Raw genomic sequence first — 14,877 nt, 5'->3', positions numbered from 1 at the left:
AGCAGCAATCGAGACGGTGTCGGTCAGGTGGTTCGAGGCAGTGATGTACGCGGCGTCGTAGCTCGCCTTCTCAGACGTTGCCGACTGATGCATGATCGTCTCGTCGGGCGTCACGTCGTCGTTTGTGTCCGAGTCCGGGTCCGCGTGCGCACACGAGATCGGGAACGCATAGGCAAACGCTGAATCGCAGGTTCCTTCGAAACTGAAGTTACCGGCGGCGACGGTTCCGACCCCGCCACCTCCGACACCGAGCGTTGCCGCTGTGCCTGCTGCCCCTGCCGCTTGGAGCACTCGGCGTCGACTCAGCGTGCAACCGGATTCGACTTCATGATCCGTGGGCTGTGGGCTGTCTGTACTCCGGGTTTCGTCCGTGGAAATATCAGTAGTCATTGGTCTCTGAACCTCGGTTACTTGTAGGCGATCAGGTAGAACGCGGCACCGTTGAGGAACACCGTGAACCAGCCGACGTACCACATCGTCTCGAGCGTGTGCGAGACAGCCGGCACGAGTGCCCCGAGCACGTTTAGAATCACCGCCAGGAGCATCACGACGGTCTCAACGTCGGTGTAGTCCTCTGGCGTGGTCTCGTTGGTCAGCCAGCCGATCACAAGCACACCAACGGAGATGATGAACGCGTACGTGATCTCCGTGCCGTGGGCCGCATACAGCGCGTCCGTCAGCGCGAAGTTCAGCGGCTCGCTGAACTCCAGCGTCCCGACCGCGCCGATCGAGAACGACGCCAGGACGAAGATCGGTGCGAGAATGCTGTCTGTGAGGTCGATACCGTCTTCCCGTCGAATTGAGTTGGGAACGTACTTCTGGGGTAGGCTAAGTGCCATACCTCCGCGGGTCAAACCCGTTTCCTCGAAAACCTCAGGGAAACCGTATGTTTCCCACTGGGAATACCGATAGTCACCAACTTTTATGAGAAGGGGGGTTGCCCGCCAGATATGGCGTTAAACAAACTCCGGCAATTGGACCGGGACTCGATTGGGATAACACTTCCAAAAGACGATGTCCGTGTTGAGGGTCTTCTTAATGAGGATGGTCAACTCCAAGGCGATCATCATGTTCACATCCGCTATATCGGTGACGGCGAATGGGTTGTCGAGTTAGTTGATGAGATCGAAGTGTAAGGGAAATATCGGTAGATGGCAATACATGTTTTAGTCGCTCGAATATAGCACGAGAATACTCGCGGTTGGCTGTTAATAAATGCTGTTCTCGGCAAATTTGGGATATCGAGAATATACTTCCTTGATTAAATCGGGTAGTGAGTCATCGTTGAACGTACCCTTGAAATTACTTGAAAGTCGGAGAACCGCTCTCATTTCCTCCTTATCAAGGTTATTCTCGACCAATTGCTTACCTTGGTCTTCGATCTCGTACACGTATCGCACCTCTCCTTCCTTATACTCCTCGCTAATCTCCCGAATCAAATCTTGTTTCTTGAGAGAATCAATATCATCATAGAGCTCTTTTGAAAATGGCCCATAGTCATACGGCTCAAAATTGTAACTGTCTGGGGAAAGAGGTAGAGACCCATCTTCTTCCTGAAACGCCATCTCAATTAAGAAGACTAGTTTTTGCAGGCGTGTTCTACCGACGATATGCTCCTGCTCATTCGCATACAGTAAGGCTGCAGGTAGCGTTTTTCTATCCATCGGTGGTCACCTTTTGAGCGCTGTCAAGAGACTGTTGGAAGTCCTTTGCAAAAACTCTTGCCAAGGGAGGGTCCTGATAGCCTATACCCATATTACCATCTTGAACTTCCATAGCTACTGTTTCCCCGTCAAAGACACAATAGGTGGTATCTACTGAACTGCTTTCCCACGTAGGTATGCCTGCTGAGGCAATATTATCCACTTCTGTTCGTCCATCGAAACAAACTATCTTCACATCCACATCTCTTGCTTGTAAATTATTGAGGTCGCGCAGATCTTTGGATTCCAACCAGCGCGGGTCCCATAGTTTCATATGTACTGATTCTTCCGATTTCTCAATGTATTCTCGTGCTTTTCTCGCTAAACCTGCTCGACCACGACTCATCCAAACAGAGTTTCCCCTGCGTGCGACCGCTGACTCCTGTTGCATCTCATAGGCAGTTCCGAGTCGATGTTTGAGTTGGTCAATTTTGTCGCTTATTTCATCCTGTTTCTCTTCTATGAGCTGGCGGGGCTCAACCGCTTTGTATCGCTCTGGATGAGTTCCTTGCGTAACAACAACATCTCTCGATACCAATTTGTTAAGCACCTCATACTCCTTTCCTTTGCTTATTGAGCTTCGTGTTACCAACTGTGATGCCTCAAGTGCTCCCTCTTTGACTAGCGTTTGGTAGGCAATTGCTTCGTATTCTGTCCACTCCATCACATCATGTAAATATGTGCTAATTTCATCCATATGAATACAACCACCTTGGTTGTTCACTTGTTGGATCCTATATGGTTGTTTCCAATCACAACCGAATACGGTTGTCGATACAAAGTTTAAATCACATATCGCGCGAATAACAGATTGCAATGTCCAGCGAAAACGAGAACCTGATTAATGCACTAGAGACCCGCGCTATCCGGCGGGGTCTTCAGATTAGCGGCGACGAAGAAGTTGACCCCAACTGGTCACGAAATGAAGTACTGGCTTACTTGGATACGAATCCATCGAAGGCACCTGACCTTCGCGAAGATATTATCGAAGGCGCAAAACGGTTCTATCTCTCACGGAATCACGTCAAGCCTAATTGTATCGAGGGTGCCGGCCCTGAAACTGGCATTGAGGTCCTAAGTGATAGCCTCACCTTGCGAGAAGCGTCCTACTACGAATCATATTTCAAGTACGCTGACCACACCGCACACGTATACAAGATCACTGAGTTCGACGGTCTCCTCGAATCGCTCTGTGAGGCAGACACAAAGGACGAGGTTCAAACTGAACTGGAGTCTCAAACTGAGGCTCAAGATGATCTAGAAGAATACGCAGCAGCGCTAAATGATTTACCTGCTCCACTAATCGGAAACGTTGAAGATTCCTACAAGCCGCGGGTAGTGCAGGCTGAAACCTCTGACGTTATTTACGTAGAGTTCTGGAAAAAGGGGTCGAAATCGGGTGGGTTCGATGTTCGCACAGGTGACTACAAGACCATCCAGGGTCCTTACCGAGCAGTTCTTCGGGTAGATCTCGACAATCAGACGATCGAAGCAGTAGGTGATAATAGTAGTAACACCCATGAGGGTCTAGTCAAGCGATTCATGATTGATTTCAACGAATCTGCCAGCTTTGACTTCATCCACATCAACAGTGGTGAAATCGAAGATGCTCGACGAGATCTAGCATTCATTGCTACTCTCGACGAGTTCCTGGGTGATGCAAAACTCCGTTTTACCGTCAACGAGAGCTCCAACGTAGAGGCTGACCCTGCTCACGGTAGTGCCAAAGGAACTAGAGACCTAGGAAAATCTAATTTCCGAGTCCTGATGGGTGAAAACGGAACCTGGGAGCGAATTGTACCACGTGAGTATCCAGAAATCGACGAGGAAGATGAAAACGAGTTGTCTCTGAACGACCTGTTAAAGGATCTTCAAGATGACTCTGGATATCATGACGTTCTAGATGTAACGATCGGTATGAATAGTGAGAAAAACAGTTATCGTATTCAGAAAAAGGCGATAAATCCGACAACTCGGAAAGCCGTCTTCGATTCGCTCGCAAACCAGATCGGGTGGTAAGGTCAAGGCGTAAGCAGACAGGTGTTTACCGGCTCCGAGGATTGTCGTTATCTATTGTCACTAACGTTCGTATTCTACTGATGAATATAACAGTTGAACCTTCCAGTAGTACACAGGCTACTGATAGCAATTAACTCTGAAGGGCTTGAGTCGAAGGCGTTGGCCGGGTTTCGACATCAAGTTTCCCGTCAAGATACTCCTGGCCTTCGCGAGTGATCTCGTACATATTGCTTCCCTCGAAGATCGGGGCGACAAGCCCAACCTGAGAGAGCAGCTGGCAGCGCTCGCTAACTCGCCCACGGGAAGCATCGAATTTGATGACACGTGAGATATGCAGCGGGCTCGACCAGGAGTCATCTGCGAGATGCTCAAGGATTCGTTCATCGAGCGTGCACATCCATCGAGCAGGTTTTCTGTTCGTCACGATTCGGAGGTCTCGCTGGCAGTGGGGCCGTTCATCGAACCATTCCCATTCCCGTTGAGGTAAACCTCGTTCTCCGCGTCGTATTCTTCATCAAGATATGCTTCTCCCTCGTCTGTGATTGTGTAAACGCCGTTTCCTAAGGGGGTCAGTAGTCCGTGATCGGCGAGCTTTTGACATCGACGAGAAACAGAGGAGTGAGAGATCCGGAGCCCATCTGCCTTCGCTAGTTCTCCTACTGGTTTTGCGCCTTCTTCTCGTATAATCTCTAGAATCCGATCATCCCAGATGGTCATCCAGGTTCCCGATTGCCTCATTATTCCCCACTTAGACATGGGGATACCTACTTTTCATGAATTTCTTCCCAGTCGCATTTGTGACCTGATTTGGTCAACCATTGCATTTATGCAATATGAGTATAGAGTTAGAAGTGCGAAGCTACCAACTCGGCTGAAGATGACTCTTGTTGGTATGTGAGACTGGGCGGCGCGCCAACGCCGCCCAGAAGGTAGCTCCGTGAATCAGATCATGGATTACGGAACTTCCGTGGGGCGTACACCCCACGCACGGGAAGAGGTATCACCAACAAATAGGTCTGACGCTCGCTGTATCTGCGGCGAGCAGCCAGATGGCTACGACGCGCGAACTAACGAACCCGCGTGTGAAGACTGTGCTTACCTTCGATCCGATGGTGGCCAGTCGGCCGAAGAGCGACAGGCCGATGCCCTCGAGACGATCGCCGACGAGCTGCGATACCAGAACGCTGTTTTCGCCGAGGTCATCAGTACGATCGATGCAATCCACGGTGGCGGACTCCGCTCGGCGTCTGCGATCAGCACGGCGATCGACGACCATGCAGTAACGCGGGAGGCACAGGGGGTGAGCCGATGAGCGACCGTGGGCTCTACTCCTGTGACACGCCGCGTTGCACTGGTCTGAAAGCGGTAGTCACGCCGGACGGCTACGTTTGCCGGCGCTGTGCGAATCAGCTGGAACAGGCGTACGAATCGGAGCCTGAACTGGTCGCCGACGGTGGCACTACGTGGGCTGCGCTGACCGGATTCCAGCGTGATATTCTCGAAGCTATCGCTCATCTCGAGTCGATCGGCGAGGAATCCTACGGGCTCGCGATCAAGGAGCGACTCGAGAAGCACCACAGCGAGGTCCTCCACGGACGGTTGTACCAGAACCTCGACGGTCTCATTGAGGATGGGCTACTCGAGCGCGACGAACTCGACGGGCGGACGAACAGCTACACGCTGACCACCGAAGCAGAGGCGATGCTCGAGGAGAGCATCTACCGCCGTGCGGACGCCTGTGGACTACAGATCGCTGCGACGGACGGAGGTGAGCCCGAGTGAGTCTGCTACGCGGCGGTGCGTACACGACCGGTCTCTGTCCGACCGTCGACTCGTACGTCCTCGCTGTTCGCCGCACGGGAAGCGCGTGGTGTACCGTCTGTGGAACGGAGGTCGAACCGTTTTCTCGCGAAATTAACGGGGGTAACAAGACGAGCGATTCGCGAGAGATCGGTGCCGACCAGCCCCAGCAGCGAGGTGAGCGATGAGCAACGGCCTCGAGCCGATCACTCCGCAAGAGGCGGTCAGGCTGTACCTGGAAGCACGCGACGATGCTGCAGAGAACACGCTAGAAGCGCAGGATTACCGTCTCCGGGCGTTCGTCGCGTGGTGTGACGAAGAGGGCATCGTGAACCTGAACAACCTCTCGGGGCGCGACATGTACGCCTATCGCGTCTGGCGTCGCGAAGGCGGTTACTCCGGAAAAGAACTCGAGTTGGTCACACTCCGCGGCGAGATGGCCACGATGCGTGCCTTCCTTCGATTCTGTGCCGAGGTCGACGGTGTCCGGGAGGATCTCTACGATCAGGTGCCGCTTCCGCGCACTGACGGTGTCGACGTCAGCGAGTCGACGCTCGTGCCAGACAGAGCCGTGGAGATCGTCGACTGGTTAGAGCGATACGAGTACGGGAGCCGTCGGCACGTCACCGTCCTCATGCTCTGGCACACCGGGTGCCGAGTCGGCGAGCTGCGCGGGCTCGACCTCGGCGATCTCGACCTGGAAGGTGAACGTCCGCGTGCGGATGGGCCGGCGGTTCATTTCGTGCACCGCCCCGAGACCGATACGCCGCTGAAGAACAAGGAGAAGGGCGAGCGTTGGAACGCGATCAGCGCTCACGTTGCCCAGACGCTTCAGGACTACATCGACGGCCCGCGGGAAGCGGTCACTGACGATCACGGACGGCGTCCACTTCTCACGACGAAGCACGGCCGTGTGACGGTGTCTGCGTGCCGAGATACGCTGTACCGCGTAACCCGGCCGTGCTGGCGAAACGAGAGTTGCCCACACGACCGTGATCCGGAGTCCTGTGACTGGACTCTCTACTCGAAGATGAGCAAGTGCCCATCAGCGAGATCTCCGCACGACGTACGAAGCGGCCGGGTGACAGCACACCGATTGTCCGACGAGGACCGGTCGCTCGTCTCCGAGCGGATGAACGCGAGCGAAGAGATTCTGGATAAGCACTACGACCGGCGTAGCGAGCGTCAGAAGGCAGAACAGCGACGGAGGTTCTTCGAACTATGATCAGTAGACAACATTCCCAGCGGCAGGTATCGACAGGACAGCACACCAATACGGGGAGGGCGGACTCGTTTTGCAGCCGCTTCATAGTGGACTATCAGTTGCTCCGCTACTCTACGTCACGGATAATGGATTAGGAGCGACAGAAACGACGCAAGATCACAGTATGCCCTGCGGTAGTGGTAGGTGGTGACGGTGGTAACTGACACTACCGCGGGCATGAATTTCATCGTGATGCCTGGAGTAAGGATCTGTGAACGTGGCAAATAACGTTTGCACAACTTCGAAGTCGAAGGTCAACGCTGTGACGGAGGGTTTTCTGTCATTCATGGTCAACTCGAGTCGCCTCAATTGTGGCTCCTCGTCTGCGGTTGATCGTTAGTCGTGTTCGTGCACGCACGCGCTGGCCAACGGCTTTTGGTCCACGTGGCGATAGCGCGGCGTATGAGTGAAAACGGCCCTGGTAGGAGCAACGAAGGCAGCGAGAACGGTAGTAACACGGACTCTGGCCGGGAACCCGAATGTCGACCGCGTGCAGGACCGCGCCGAACAGCGCAAATCCCGACGTGCCGACACCGCGGAATCAGTCCTTAAGGATGTTGAGCGACATCTCGGGCAACTCGAGTATCCGGTCACTGGTGAGGAGATTGCGACCGAGTACGGGAGCGATCCAATCGACATGCCGAACGAGACGGGGTCGCTTGGCAGTGTGTTCGATCGTCTCGCGACCGAGGAATTCGAGAACGGAGCGGCAGCACGAGAGGCGATTTACGGGGAAATCACGGGTGAATCGGGTGATCAAGCAGAGGCGAATTCGGAGCGGGATCTGGACAGTCTCAACGACGAATCTCAGGGGTCGATCGGCGACGCGGGAAGCGAATCGCTCTAAGAGTACCAGGGTCCTGTCCCGGTTCCGTCGCCGGATCGTGATAGCAGAACGGATTTACGTCAGCGTCGTCTTTCATCGCACATGGATTACGAGTCGAGTCTCGACCGAGCGATGGCGGACGTTCCCGACATTGGGGGCGACGAAGAACGGTTACAGATCCCCGACGCGCAGGCGCAGAAGGACGGCGCGTTTACCCGGTTTACGAATCTGGGCGAGATCGCTGACGTCCTCTCGCGCGAGGACGAGCACCTCCACCGCTTCGTCCAGCGAGAGATGGGGACCAGCGGTAAGTTCGAGGACGGCCGCGGTCGGTACAACGGGACCTTCTCCGAGCAGGACTTCAACGCGGCTGTCGACGCCTACGTCGACGAGTACGTCCTTTGTACGGAGTGTGGCCTGCCCGATACCCGCCTTGTCCGCGAGGACCGGACGCCAATGCTGCGCTGTGACGCCTGTGGTGCGTTCAGACCGGTTACCAAGCGCTCGACAAGCGCCGCACAGCAGCAACAGCAGGACGCCGTCGAGGAGGGCAAGACCTACACCGTCGAAATTACCGGCACCGGCCGCAAGGGTGACGGTGTCGCCGAGAAAGGCGAGTATACAATTTTCGTCCCTGGAGCGCAGGAGGGTGACGTCGTCGATATCTACATCAAGAACATCTCGGGCAACCTCGCGTTCGCGCGACTCGACTGAACCGCTGGCTCACCAGAAGCTATAGAGCGATTTCTCGTCGCTCATCTCCTGCTGATCGTCTGCTGACCTGTTTTCTCTGCTCCTCCATTGCGTTCGTAGCTGGTAGGCTGGCTCTCGATTGGGGAACTCGCACTCGCTCCTAATACACTGACGCCTCTTCGTCGGACGATTCGCGGGAACCGCGAAGGTAAAGTTAACTTGGAGTAATCACACGAACGTGGGAGTTTCGTTCGACCTCTTCGATACGCTCGTTACCGCCGACTACCCGGCTGACCCCGCCGCAGCCGTCGCGACCGAACTCGCCGAGCGCGACGTTTCGGTTCCCGACGATTGGGCGGATGCGTACACAGAGGTTCACGTCGACGCTCCCGACGGCGCAGAAGTCCCTCTCCCTGCACACGTCTCTCGCGCGCTTGCGAGTCGCGGTGTTACAGTTCGGGGGAACGCAGCCAGGCGAGCAGTCGTCGCCGCGTTCGATCCCGCCGTCGAAACCAGACCGGGCGCACGGGCGGCGATCGACGCCGCTCGCGATCGCGGCCACGCAGTCGCACTTTGTTCGAACTGCAGCGTTCCCGAACTCGTCGGACGGACACTCGTCCGATCTGCCCTCTCGCGCGATGACTTTGATAGCATCGTCACGAGCGTCGGCTGCGGCTGGCGAAAACCCGCACCCGAAATCTTCGAGCAGACCGCAGCCCAGCTCGGCGTCTCGACCACAGACCTCGTCCACGTCGGCGACGACCCGCGAACTGACGGTGGTCTCGCGTCCGTTGGGGGAACCGCACTCTTGCTCGCCGACGAATGTATGACAGACGGTAACACCCCAGCCGAAGGGAGGAGTGACGACCCAGGAGACACGCACGTACTCGAGTCCCTCACTGAACTCCCAAACACACTCGACGCACTCGGTTCCCTCGCCGAAGCCGACGAACTCGGGTCCGGAGGTGACCGACTGCGATGACGACCACTGTTTCTGGACAGCACATCGAACGCGCGAGGGCTGGTCCGTGGTGACTACGGCCATCCTCCTCGCCGTCGCGCTCGGCCTCGATCACATCGCTGGCGAGCCGCGAAACGCGTTCCATCCTGTCTCTTATACACATCTNGTCTCGTCGGCATTCCAATCGCGCTCATCGTCCCGCTTGTCCCCGCCGCCGCGGCCGCCGGGTTCGTTCTCGTTACGACCGCTGTCTCGCCGCTCGCCGGCATCGGAGCCGCCGCCCTCGTCCTCTGGCTGACGATCAGTTTGCGGTCGTTACTCGAGTTGACCGACGAGGTCGTCCGCGCGACGGCCGGCTCCGCGGGAGAACTCGAGACGGCTCGCGACCGTGTTCGCGGCCTCGTCGGACGTGACACGGACTCGCTCTCGCCGGCCGAACTCCGCAGCGCGGCACTCGAGAGCGCGGCGGAGAATCTCGCGGATGGCCTCGTCGCGACACTCTTGGCGTTCGCCCTGCTCGCCCCGTTTTCGCTGCCCGCGGCCGCCGCTGTCGCTGCGTGGGTCAAGGGCATCAACACGCTCGATTCGATGCTCGGTTATCCGTCGAAGCCACACGGAACCGCGAGCGCGCGGCTCGACGATTTCGTGATGTGGGTTCCCGCCCGTCTCTCGGCGGTAGCGATCGCACTCGGGGCTGGTGCACCACTCGCACTTCGACGCGCGGCTGCGTGGGCTCGGACGCCGCCGTCGCCGAACTCGGGGTGGCCGATGGCGACGCTCGCGTGCGCGCTTTCGGTTCGCCTCCGCAAACGGGACGTGTACGATCTCAACCCCGACGCAGAATTGCCGGCACTCGAGGACGGGGAGCGCGCGACGAGCGTGATCCGTGTCGCTGCCGTCGTCTCGACCATACTCGCGTTGGCGCTCGCAACAGGGGTAGCTGTTCTCGCAGCCCAGTTCGGGATCGTGGATGGACCGCTGATCGTTGAAAGCCCCCTACTACACCCACAGCCGGCTCTCCCGGAGGTGGGACAGTGGTCGTAAGACGCTGGCTTCGCGCGACCCGCGGCGCGCTCGGCTTCCTGACGCGACTGCCCGTTGACCATCGTGATGGTGACTGGGATGCGTTCCGATCCACGCCGGCCGCGTTCCCACTCGTCGGGCTCGTTGCGGGCACACTCGCCGCAGTGCCGCTGCTTGCAGCCGACGTGCTCATGTCACCGGTCGTCGCCTTCGGCTACCTGCTCACCGTTTACGCGGTGACCGGGATTCACCACCTCGACGGCGTCGCCGACCTTGGCGACGCGCTCGTGGTCCACGGTGATGTCGACCGCCGGCGTGAGGTCCTGAAGGACACGACGACCGGCGTCGGTGCGATCCTCGCCGTCGCGATCACGATTTCGGGACTTGCACTCGGCGGGCTCGGTCTCGCTGCGCTTCCAGCGTTGACGGCTGTTACGGTTGCCATCGGCACCGAAGTCGGCTCGAAGCTCGGCATGGCGACGATGGCCTGCTTCGGCCGCGCGCCGTACGAGGGCATGGGCCAACAGTTCACCCAGGCGTCGACGCCCGGCGGCTGGCTCGTCCCCGCAGCGCTCGTTCTCTCGGCCGCGGCGCTCGCCTGGCCGCGCCCGGTCGCGCTCGCCGTCTGTGGCGGCGTCGCCGGCGTCTGCCTCCCCTGGTACTGGGCGACCCGCCACCTCGGCGGCATCAACGGCGATATCTTCGGCGCGGCGAACGAACTCGGCCGCGTCGCGGGGCTGCACGCGGGGGTGATCGCGTGGACGCTCTTGTGATGTGCGGTGGGAAGGGCACTCGACTCGAGAGCGACCACGAAAAACCGTTGCACCCCATTGCGGGTGTTCCGATGGTCGACCGCGTCGTGGGTGCACTCGAGTCCAGCCAGATCGAGACGATCTACGCTGCAGTCTCGCCCAATGCGCCGGAAACGCACGCACACCTTGCCGAATCCGAGCGAGAGATCCGTTTCGTCGAGACCGCGGGCGAGGGGTACGTCGCCGACCTACTGGCTGCACTCGATCGACCGGAGATTTCCCAGCCACTACTCACAGTCGCAGCGGACCTCCCGTTGCTCTCCGCAGCCGCCGTCGATCGGGTGCTCGCGGCGTACGACGAGCGCGGTGCAACCGGATCGATGACCGTCTGCGTTCCCGAATCTCGAAAACGGGAACTCGGCGTCAGCGTCGATTCGCGGCTTGAACGGACAGGTGATAACGCTGCCACTGCTCCCGACGACACCGCTCTTGTCCCGACCGGCATCAACGTCGTCAGCGAGACGACCGCTGACGACACGACCGGCCACACTACGGCTGACAACGATACGACTGCCCACAACACAACCGACCACACTCCGACGGGCAACGACACGACCGATCACGACACTCCAGCATCCATGACCTACGTAACCGACGACCCACGACTCGCAATCAACGTGAACCGACGCGAAGACGCTCGCATCGCTGCCACGCACATCCGGGACCCGGAAACACGAGTAATGCGAGAAACGGACGACTGTCCGGGTGACGAGCGATGACGCAGCCACGCATCATCCTTCCCGCCGGAACCACTGAAACCGCGCTCATCGACGGCATCAGCGCCGCCGGCGCGGCTCCTGAACTGATGGCGCACACTCCCTCCGCTGATGTGGAGATACTCGAGTTCGGCGCGCCCGCGCGCTCGCCGGTGACGCCGGTCAGTCCGAACGGCTGTCCGACGCCGGCGGCAGTCACGCGGGCCGTCCGCGAGGTGTGCGGATTCGACGTGACGGTGGTCGACGCTGGACTTGCCAAGCCGACGAGCGTCCCCACGGTCGACCTCGGTATCGAGCCGGGGGACGACATCCGCGACTCCGTGGCCGTCCCGGACGCGGCGGCGATTTTCGACCGCGCGCACGGTTACGGGGCGAGTCTCCCTGACGGCGAGGACGACATCGTTATCGGCGAGACGGTCCCCGGTGGGACGACGACCGCACTTGGCGTGCTCACCGCCCTCGGCGAGCCGACCAGCGTCTCCTCGTCGCTTCCGGAGAACCCTGTCGAGCGAAAGCGCCGCGTCGTCGATGAGGCTCTCGCCGCGAGCAATTTCACGGCCGGCGACTGCGAATCCGCGCCGTTCGACGCGATTCGAGCCGTCGGTGACCCCGTCCAGCCGACCGTCGCCGGCATTGCAGCGGGGGTACTCGAGTCCACCCCCGCTGCGAGCGTCACTCTCGCGGGCGGGACACAGATGGTCGCTGTGGCCGCGATCCTCCGCCATGCGGGCATCGATGCGCCGCTTGAGATTACAACGACCTCGTTCGTCGCGGCCGAGCAGGGCGAGCAACTCGAGTCGGCCTGCGCTGCGCTCGACTGTGAGCTGACGGTGACCGATCCGGGCTTCGCCGACCACGAGCGCGAGCACGTCGCGATGGACCGCTACTGCGCCGGCGAGGCGAAAGAGGGCGTCGCCATGGGCGGTGCGCTCTCACTGGTTCCCGAGAGCGAGATGGCAGCGGTCAGAGACCAGTTCGAGACGGTTTGTCGGCGGCTCGGAATCGAGTCGGACGGGCTTGCAGAACGTTCTGGTTTCGATCCCGGCTCCGACACCGACACACCTTCCAGAGCCGAACCGGAATAAGCACCCGAAGCCGACCATGGACCCTGACTCGATTCACACCACCGGCCGCGTTCCCCACGGCGGTGAGCCTGACCCGGCCGTCGTCGATGCCTCGGCAAACACCAACCCGAACACGCCCGACGGCGTCGACGATATCTACCACCGTGCACTCGAGGAGTCCCGCCGCTATCCCGACGACGAGTACGCCGACTTCCGGGCCGCGGCAGCCGACTTCGTGGGCTGTGATCCCGAGCAGGTGATCCCAACACCCGGCGGACTGGCCGCGATCCGGCTGGCGATGGAACTCGCGCTCGAGCCCGGCCACGAGGCGCTCGTTCCCTACCCCAGTTTCGGCGAGTACGCCCGCGAAGTCCGCCTACAAGGTGCAACGCCGCAGTTCGTCCGCTACGATGACATGCTGTCGCTGCGCACGGCCACACTCGAGTCCGCCTCGCTCGCGATCATCTGCACGCCGAACAACCCGACGGGTGACGCGGTCGAGCCAGCCGCCCTCGTTGCTTTTGCGGACCGCTGTGCGGAGACGGAAACGACGCTGCTCGTCGACGAGGCATTTCTTGGCTTTACCGACCTTCCCTCCGCGGCAGCCACTGCACTCGAGTCTGACTACGCGCACGGCCGCGAGCACGTCATCGTCGCCCGCTCGCTCACCAAACTGTTCGGCCTGCCGGGCCTGCGCGCCGGCTTCGCCATTGGATTTGGCGAGAATCGCCGGGCACTCGAGTCGGCCCGTCGCGCGTGGTCGCTCGGGACGCCGGCAGCGCGCGTTGGTGCGCACTGTCTCCGACAGGACGAGTTCGTCCGCGAGACACGCGAGCGGGTCGCCGAGGAGCGCACACGAGTTCGTGAGCGGGTGGGGACCGAACTCGGGTTCGACGTTACGCCGTCGGACGCACCGTATCTGCTGTGTGACGTTGGAGAGCACAACGTCAACGACGTGATCGAGACGGCGCGCGAGCGCGGGGTGGCCATCCGCGATGCTCGCACGTTCCGCGCGCTCGACTCGCACATCCGAATTGCGATCAAGGACCGAGAGACGAACGAGAGAGTACTCGCGGCGCTCGGCGCTGGCGAGTCGGATACGGAAGACGACGGTGACCGATGACTGCCGCCAAGCCCGCTTATCAGGCCGTTCGCCGCGATGGGGTACTGCGGGTGTCCCGAACCGGTACCGAGTGGCTCTCGAGTGGCTGGAACGGCGGCCGCTGGCAGTCCGAGGCTGCGTATAACATCTCGGTTCCAGACGGGTGGGGGTGTCAGGAACTCGGCGCGTACGTCGCGTCGCGACTCGAGCGAGCGAGGTTCCAAGAGACAACGAGTGTCGATCGTGATGGGCAATCGGACGCCCACGCCCGACAGCCAGGTCCGGCGCTCCTCACCGGCGTCGACATCACCGACGCCCGCGGCGCGCACTGTGGTCCCGTCACGGCCTACGCAACTGCCGGCATCTCGAATCCCGCCACGCTGCCGATAGAGCCCGAAGGTGGCTCGCTGCCACCCACAGACGCTCAGACTGGCGAGACGGATAACACGGAGACCGAACTCGGTACTGTCAACGTCATCATCGGAACCACGCGCGCACTCGAGTCGGGCGCGCTCGCGAACCTCCTGGCGGTCGCCGTCGAGGCCAAGACCGCGACGCTGCTCGCCGAAACCGGTTTCCCGGGAACCACGACCGACGCGGTGATTGTCGGCCACGATCCGGCGGGTGATCCCGTTGAATTCACCGGCAGCGCGACTCGCGTCGGCGCGGCGACACGGGCTTGTGTCCGTGAGGCGGTTCGATCGTCACTCCGCGTCCACTACGAGGGAGACGAATACGCGCTTCCTGCTTCCGTCGCGGACGCGGCCTACGGTGTTTCGACCGACGTCGAGGCGACGGTGTTCAAACCGCCGGGGACTGCCGCTCAGGACGCCGATTCTGTTTCCAGTCAGAGCGCAGAGATTGCTCGCGACGGCCAGGATTAACTCCCTTCGA

At 59.9% G+C, this 14,877-nt stretch carries 18 protein-coding genes and 2 pseudogenes; 15 read left to right on the top strand and 5 right to left on the bottom strand.

The annotated features are described in order from the left end of the window. A pseudogene (locus tag C482_RS02430) lies at positions 1-390 on the bottom strand (hypothetical protein); the annotation flags it as partial. Positions 391-407: 17 nt separating this feature from the next. After that, positions 408-839, bottom strand: coding sequence for a hypothetical protein (locus C482_RS02425; protein ID WP_004213756.1), 432 nt, complete (start codon positions 837-839; stop codon positions 408-410). Positions 840-950: 111 nt separating this feature from the next. On the opposite strand from C482_RS02425, the gene C482_RS02420 reads away from it, so the two are divergent. Next, on the top strand, positions 951-1,136 hold the full coding sequence (locus C482_RS02420; RefSeq protein WP_049896403.1) for a hypothetical protein: 186 nt from the start codon (positions 951-953) through the stop codon (positions 1,134-1,136). Positions 1,137-1,208: 72 nt separating this feature from the next. Here C482_RS02420 and C482_RS02415 read toward each other — a convergent pair whose 3' ends face one another. Together C482_RS02415 and C482_RS02410 are read right to left on the bottom strand one after the other, a co-directional pair. Then, positions 1,209-1,664 (bottom strand): type II toxin-antitoxin system antitoxin SocA domain-containing protein, encoded by a 456-nt coding sequence (locus C482_RS02415; protein WP_006165776.1) that lies wholly within the window; start codon positions 1,662-1,664, stop codon positions 1,209-1,211. Continuing rightward, positions 1,657-2,400: a TrmB family transcriptional regulator gene (locus C482_RS02410; protein ID WP_006165775.1), complete on the bottom strand. Its 744-nt coding sequence runs from the start codon at positions 2,398-2,400 to the stop codon at positions 1,657-1,659. The genes C482_RS02415 and C482_RS02410 overlap by 8 nt, the downstream gene beginning before the upstream one ends. Before the next feature lie 119 nt (positions 2,401-2,519). On the opposite strand from C482_RS02410, the gene C482_RS02405 reads away from it, so the two are divergent. Next, entirely contained in the window at positions 2,520-3,722 is a 1,203-nt protein-coding gene (locus tag C482_RS02405) for a hypothetical protein (protein WP_006165774.1), read from the top strand. Between the two features lie 420 nt (positions 3,723-4,142). Here the strand turns inward: C482_RS02405 and C482_RS02395 are convergent, their stop codons facing one another. Further along, positions 4,143-4,460 (bottom strand): helix-turn-helix domain-containing protein, encoded by a 318-nt coding sequence (locus C482_RS02395; RefSeq protein WP_049896408.1) that lies wholly within the window; start codon positions 4,458-4,460, stop codon positions 4,143-4,145. A gap of 211 nt (positions 4,461-4,671) precedes the next feature. Between C482_RS02395 and C482_RS02390 the strand changes: the two genes are divergently transcribed. From C482_RS02390 to C482_RS02330, 13 genes and pseudogenes are all read left to right on the top strand, one after another. Then, positions 4,672-5,034 carry a hypothetical protein gene (locus C482_RS02390; RefSeq protein ID WP_241431867.1) on the top strand — a complete coding sequence of 121 codons (363 nt, stop codon included), beginning with the start codon at positions 4,672-4,674 and terminating at the stop codon, positions 5,032-5,034. Next, complete coding sequence (locus C482_RS02385) at positions 5,031-5,504, top strand: helix-turn-helix transcriptional regulator (RefSeq protein ID WP_006165770.1); 474 nt, start codon at positions 5,031-5,033, stop codon at positions 5,502-5,504. The genes C482_RS02390 and C482_RS02385 overlap by 4 nt, the downstream gene beginning before the upstream one ends. Continuing rightward, the gene (locus tag C482_RS02380) at positions 5,501-5,710 is read left to right on the top strand and encodes a hypothetical protein (RefSeq protein WP_006165769.1); all 210 of its coding nucleotides are present in this window, start codon (positions 5,501-5,503) and stop codon (positions 5,708-5,710) included. Before C482_RS02385 ends, C482_RS02380 begins: the two co-directional genes overlap by 4 nt. Continuing rightward, the gene (locus C482_RS02375; RefSeq protein WP_006165768.1) at positions 5,707-6,747 is read left to right on the top strand and encodes a tyrosine-type recombinase/integrase; all 1,041 of its coding nucleotides are present in this window, start codon (positions 5,707-5,709) and stop codon (positions 6,745-6,747) included. The genes C482_RS02380 and C482_RS02375 overlap by 4 nt, the downstream gene beginning before the upstream one ends. A 529-nt stretch (positions 6,748-7,276) precedes the next feature. Then, positions 7,277-7,633, top strand: coding sequence for a DUF5789 family protein (locus C482_RS02370; protein WP_006165767.1), 357 nt, complete (start codon positions 7,277-7,279; stop codon positions 7,631-7,633). An 81-nt stretch (positions 7,634-7,714) separates the two neighbouring features. After that, positions 7,715-8,326, top strand: coding sequence for a translation initiation factor IF-2 subunit beta (locus C482_RS02365; protein ID WP_006165766.1), 612 nt, complete (start codon positions 7,715-7,717; stop codon positions 8,324-8,326). A gap of 217 nt (positions 8,327-8,543) precedes the next feature. Beyond that, on the top strand, positions 8,544-9,287 hold the full coding sequence (locus tag C482_RS02360; protein WP_006165765.1) for an HAD family hydrolase: 744 nt from the start codon (positions 8,544-8,546) through the stop codon (positions 9,285-9,287). Between the two features lie 94 nt (positions 9,288-9,381). After that, positions 9,382-10,310 (top strand): annotated as a pseudogene (locus tag C482_RS02355) (CobD/CbiB family cobalamin biosynthesis protein). Continuing rightward, positions 10,301-11,062, top strand: a complete 762-nt coding sequence (gene cobS, locus C482_RS02350; protein ID WP_006165763.1) for an adenosylcobinamide-GDP ribazoletransferase — start codon at positions 10,301-10,303, stop codon at positions 11,060-11,062. Before C482_RS02355 ends, cobS begins: the two are co-directional and overlap by 10 nt. Then, a complete protein-coding gene (locus tag C482_RS02345) occupies positions 11,062-11,820 on the top strand; it encodes an NTP transferase domain-containing protein (RefSeq protein WP_006165762.1) in 759 nt (252 codons plus the stop codon). The genes cobS and C482_RS02345 overlap by 1 nt, the downstream gene beginning before the upstream one ends. Next, positions 11,817-12,902 carry a nicotinate mononucleotide-dependent phosphoribosyltransferase CobT gene (cobT, locus tag C482_RS02340; protein ID WP_006165761.1) on the top strand — a complete coding sequence of 362 codons (1,086 nt, stop codon included), beginning with the start codon at positions 11,817-11,819 and terminating at the stop codon, positions 12,900-12,902. The genes C482_RS02345 and cobT overlap by 4 nt, the downstream gene beginning before the upstream one ends. Before the next feature lie 16 nt (positions 12,903-12,918). Next, positions 12,919-14,004, top strand: a complete 1,086-nt coding sequence (locus tag C482_RS02335; protein ID WP_006165760.1) for an aminotransferase class I/II-fold pyridoxal phosphate-dependent enzyme — start codon at positions 12,919-12,921, stop codon at positions 14,002-14,004. Beyond that, on the top strand, positions 14,001-14,867 hold the full coding sequence (locus C482_RS02330; protein WP_006165759.1) for an adenosylcobinamide amidohydrolase: 867 nt from the start codon (positions 14,001-14,003) through the stop codon (positions 14,865-14,867). Before C482_RS02335 ends, C482_RS02330 begins: the two co-directional genes overlap by 4 nt. The last annotated feature ends 10 nt before the right edge of the window (positions 14,868-14,877 follow it).

Origin of the sequence: Natrialba chahannaoensis JCM 10990, from assembly GCF_000337135.1 — an archaeon.
Classification (GTDB): domain Archaea; phylum Halobacteriota; class Halobacteria; order Halobacteriales; family Natrialbaceae; genus Natrialba; species Natrialba chahannaoensis.
Note: the sequence above shows the minus strand (reverse complement) of the source record. Positions and strands in the feature narration are given on the sequence as shown.

Coding starts and splice junctions, on each gene's coding strand:
- cobT (WP_006165761.1), top strand. CDS start 11,817: ATGACGCAGCCACGCATCATCCTTCCCGCCGGAACCACTGAAACCGCG.
- C482_RS02365 (WP_006165766.1), top strand. CDS start 7,715: ATGGATTACGAGTCGAGTCTCGACCGAGCGATGGCGGACGTTCCCGAC.
- C482_RS02375 (WP_006165768.1), top strand. CDS start 5,707: ATGAGCAACGGCCTCGAGCCGATCACTCCGCAAGAGGCGGTCAGGCTG.
- C482_RS02330 (WP_006165759.1), top strand. CDS start 14,001: ATGACTGCCGCCAAGCCCGCTTATCAGGCCGTTCGCCGCGATGGGGTA.
- C482_RS02415 (WP_006165776.1), bottom strand. CDS start 1,664: ATGGATAGAAAAACGCTACCTGCAGCCTTACTGTATGCGAATGAGCAG.
- C482_RS02345 (WP_006165762.1), top strand. CDS start 11,062: ATGTGCGGTGGGAAGGGCACTCGACTCGAGAGCGACCACGAAAAACCG.
- C482_RS02410 (WP_006165775.1), bottom strand. CDS start 2,400: ATGGATGAAATTAGCACATATTTACATGATGTGATGGAGTGGACAGAA.
- C482_RS02395 (WP_049896408.1), bottom strand. CDS start 4,460: ATGAGGCAATCGGGAACCTGGATGACCATCTGGGATGATCGGATTCTA.
- C482_RS02405 (WP_006165774.1), top strand. CDS start 2,520: ATGTCCAGCGAAAACGAGAACCTGATTAATGCACTAGAGACCCGCGCT.
- C482_RS02425 (WP_004213756.1), bottom strand. CDS start 839: ATGGCACTTAGCCTACCCCAGAAGTACGTTCCCAACTCAATTCGACGG.
- C482_RS02335 (WP_006165760.1), top strand. CDS start 12,919: ATGGACCCTGACTCGATTCACACCACCGGCCGCGTTCCCCACGGCGGT.
- C482_RS02420 (WP_049896403.1), top strand. CDS start 951: ATGGCGTTAAACAAACTCCGGCAATTGGACCGGGACTCGATTGGGATA.
- C482_RS02390 (WP_241431867.1), top strand. CDS start 4,672: ATGGATTACGGAACTTCCGTGGGGCGTACACCCCACGCACGGGAAGAG.
- C482_RS02385 (WP_006165770.1), top strand. CDS start 5,031: ATGAGCGACCGTGGGCTCTACTCCTGTGACACGCCGCGTTGCACTGGT.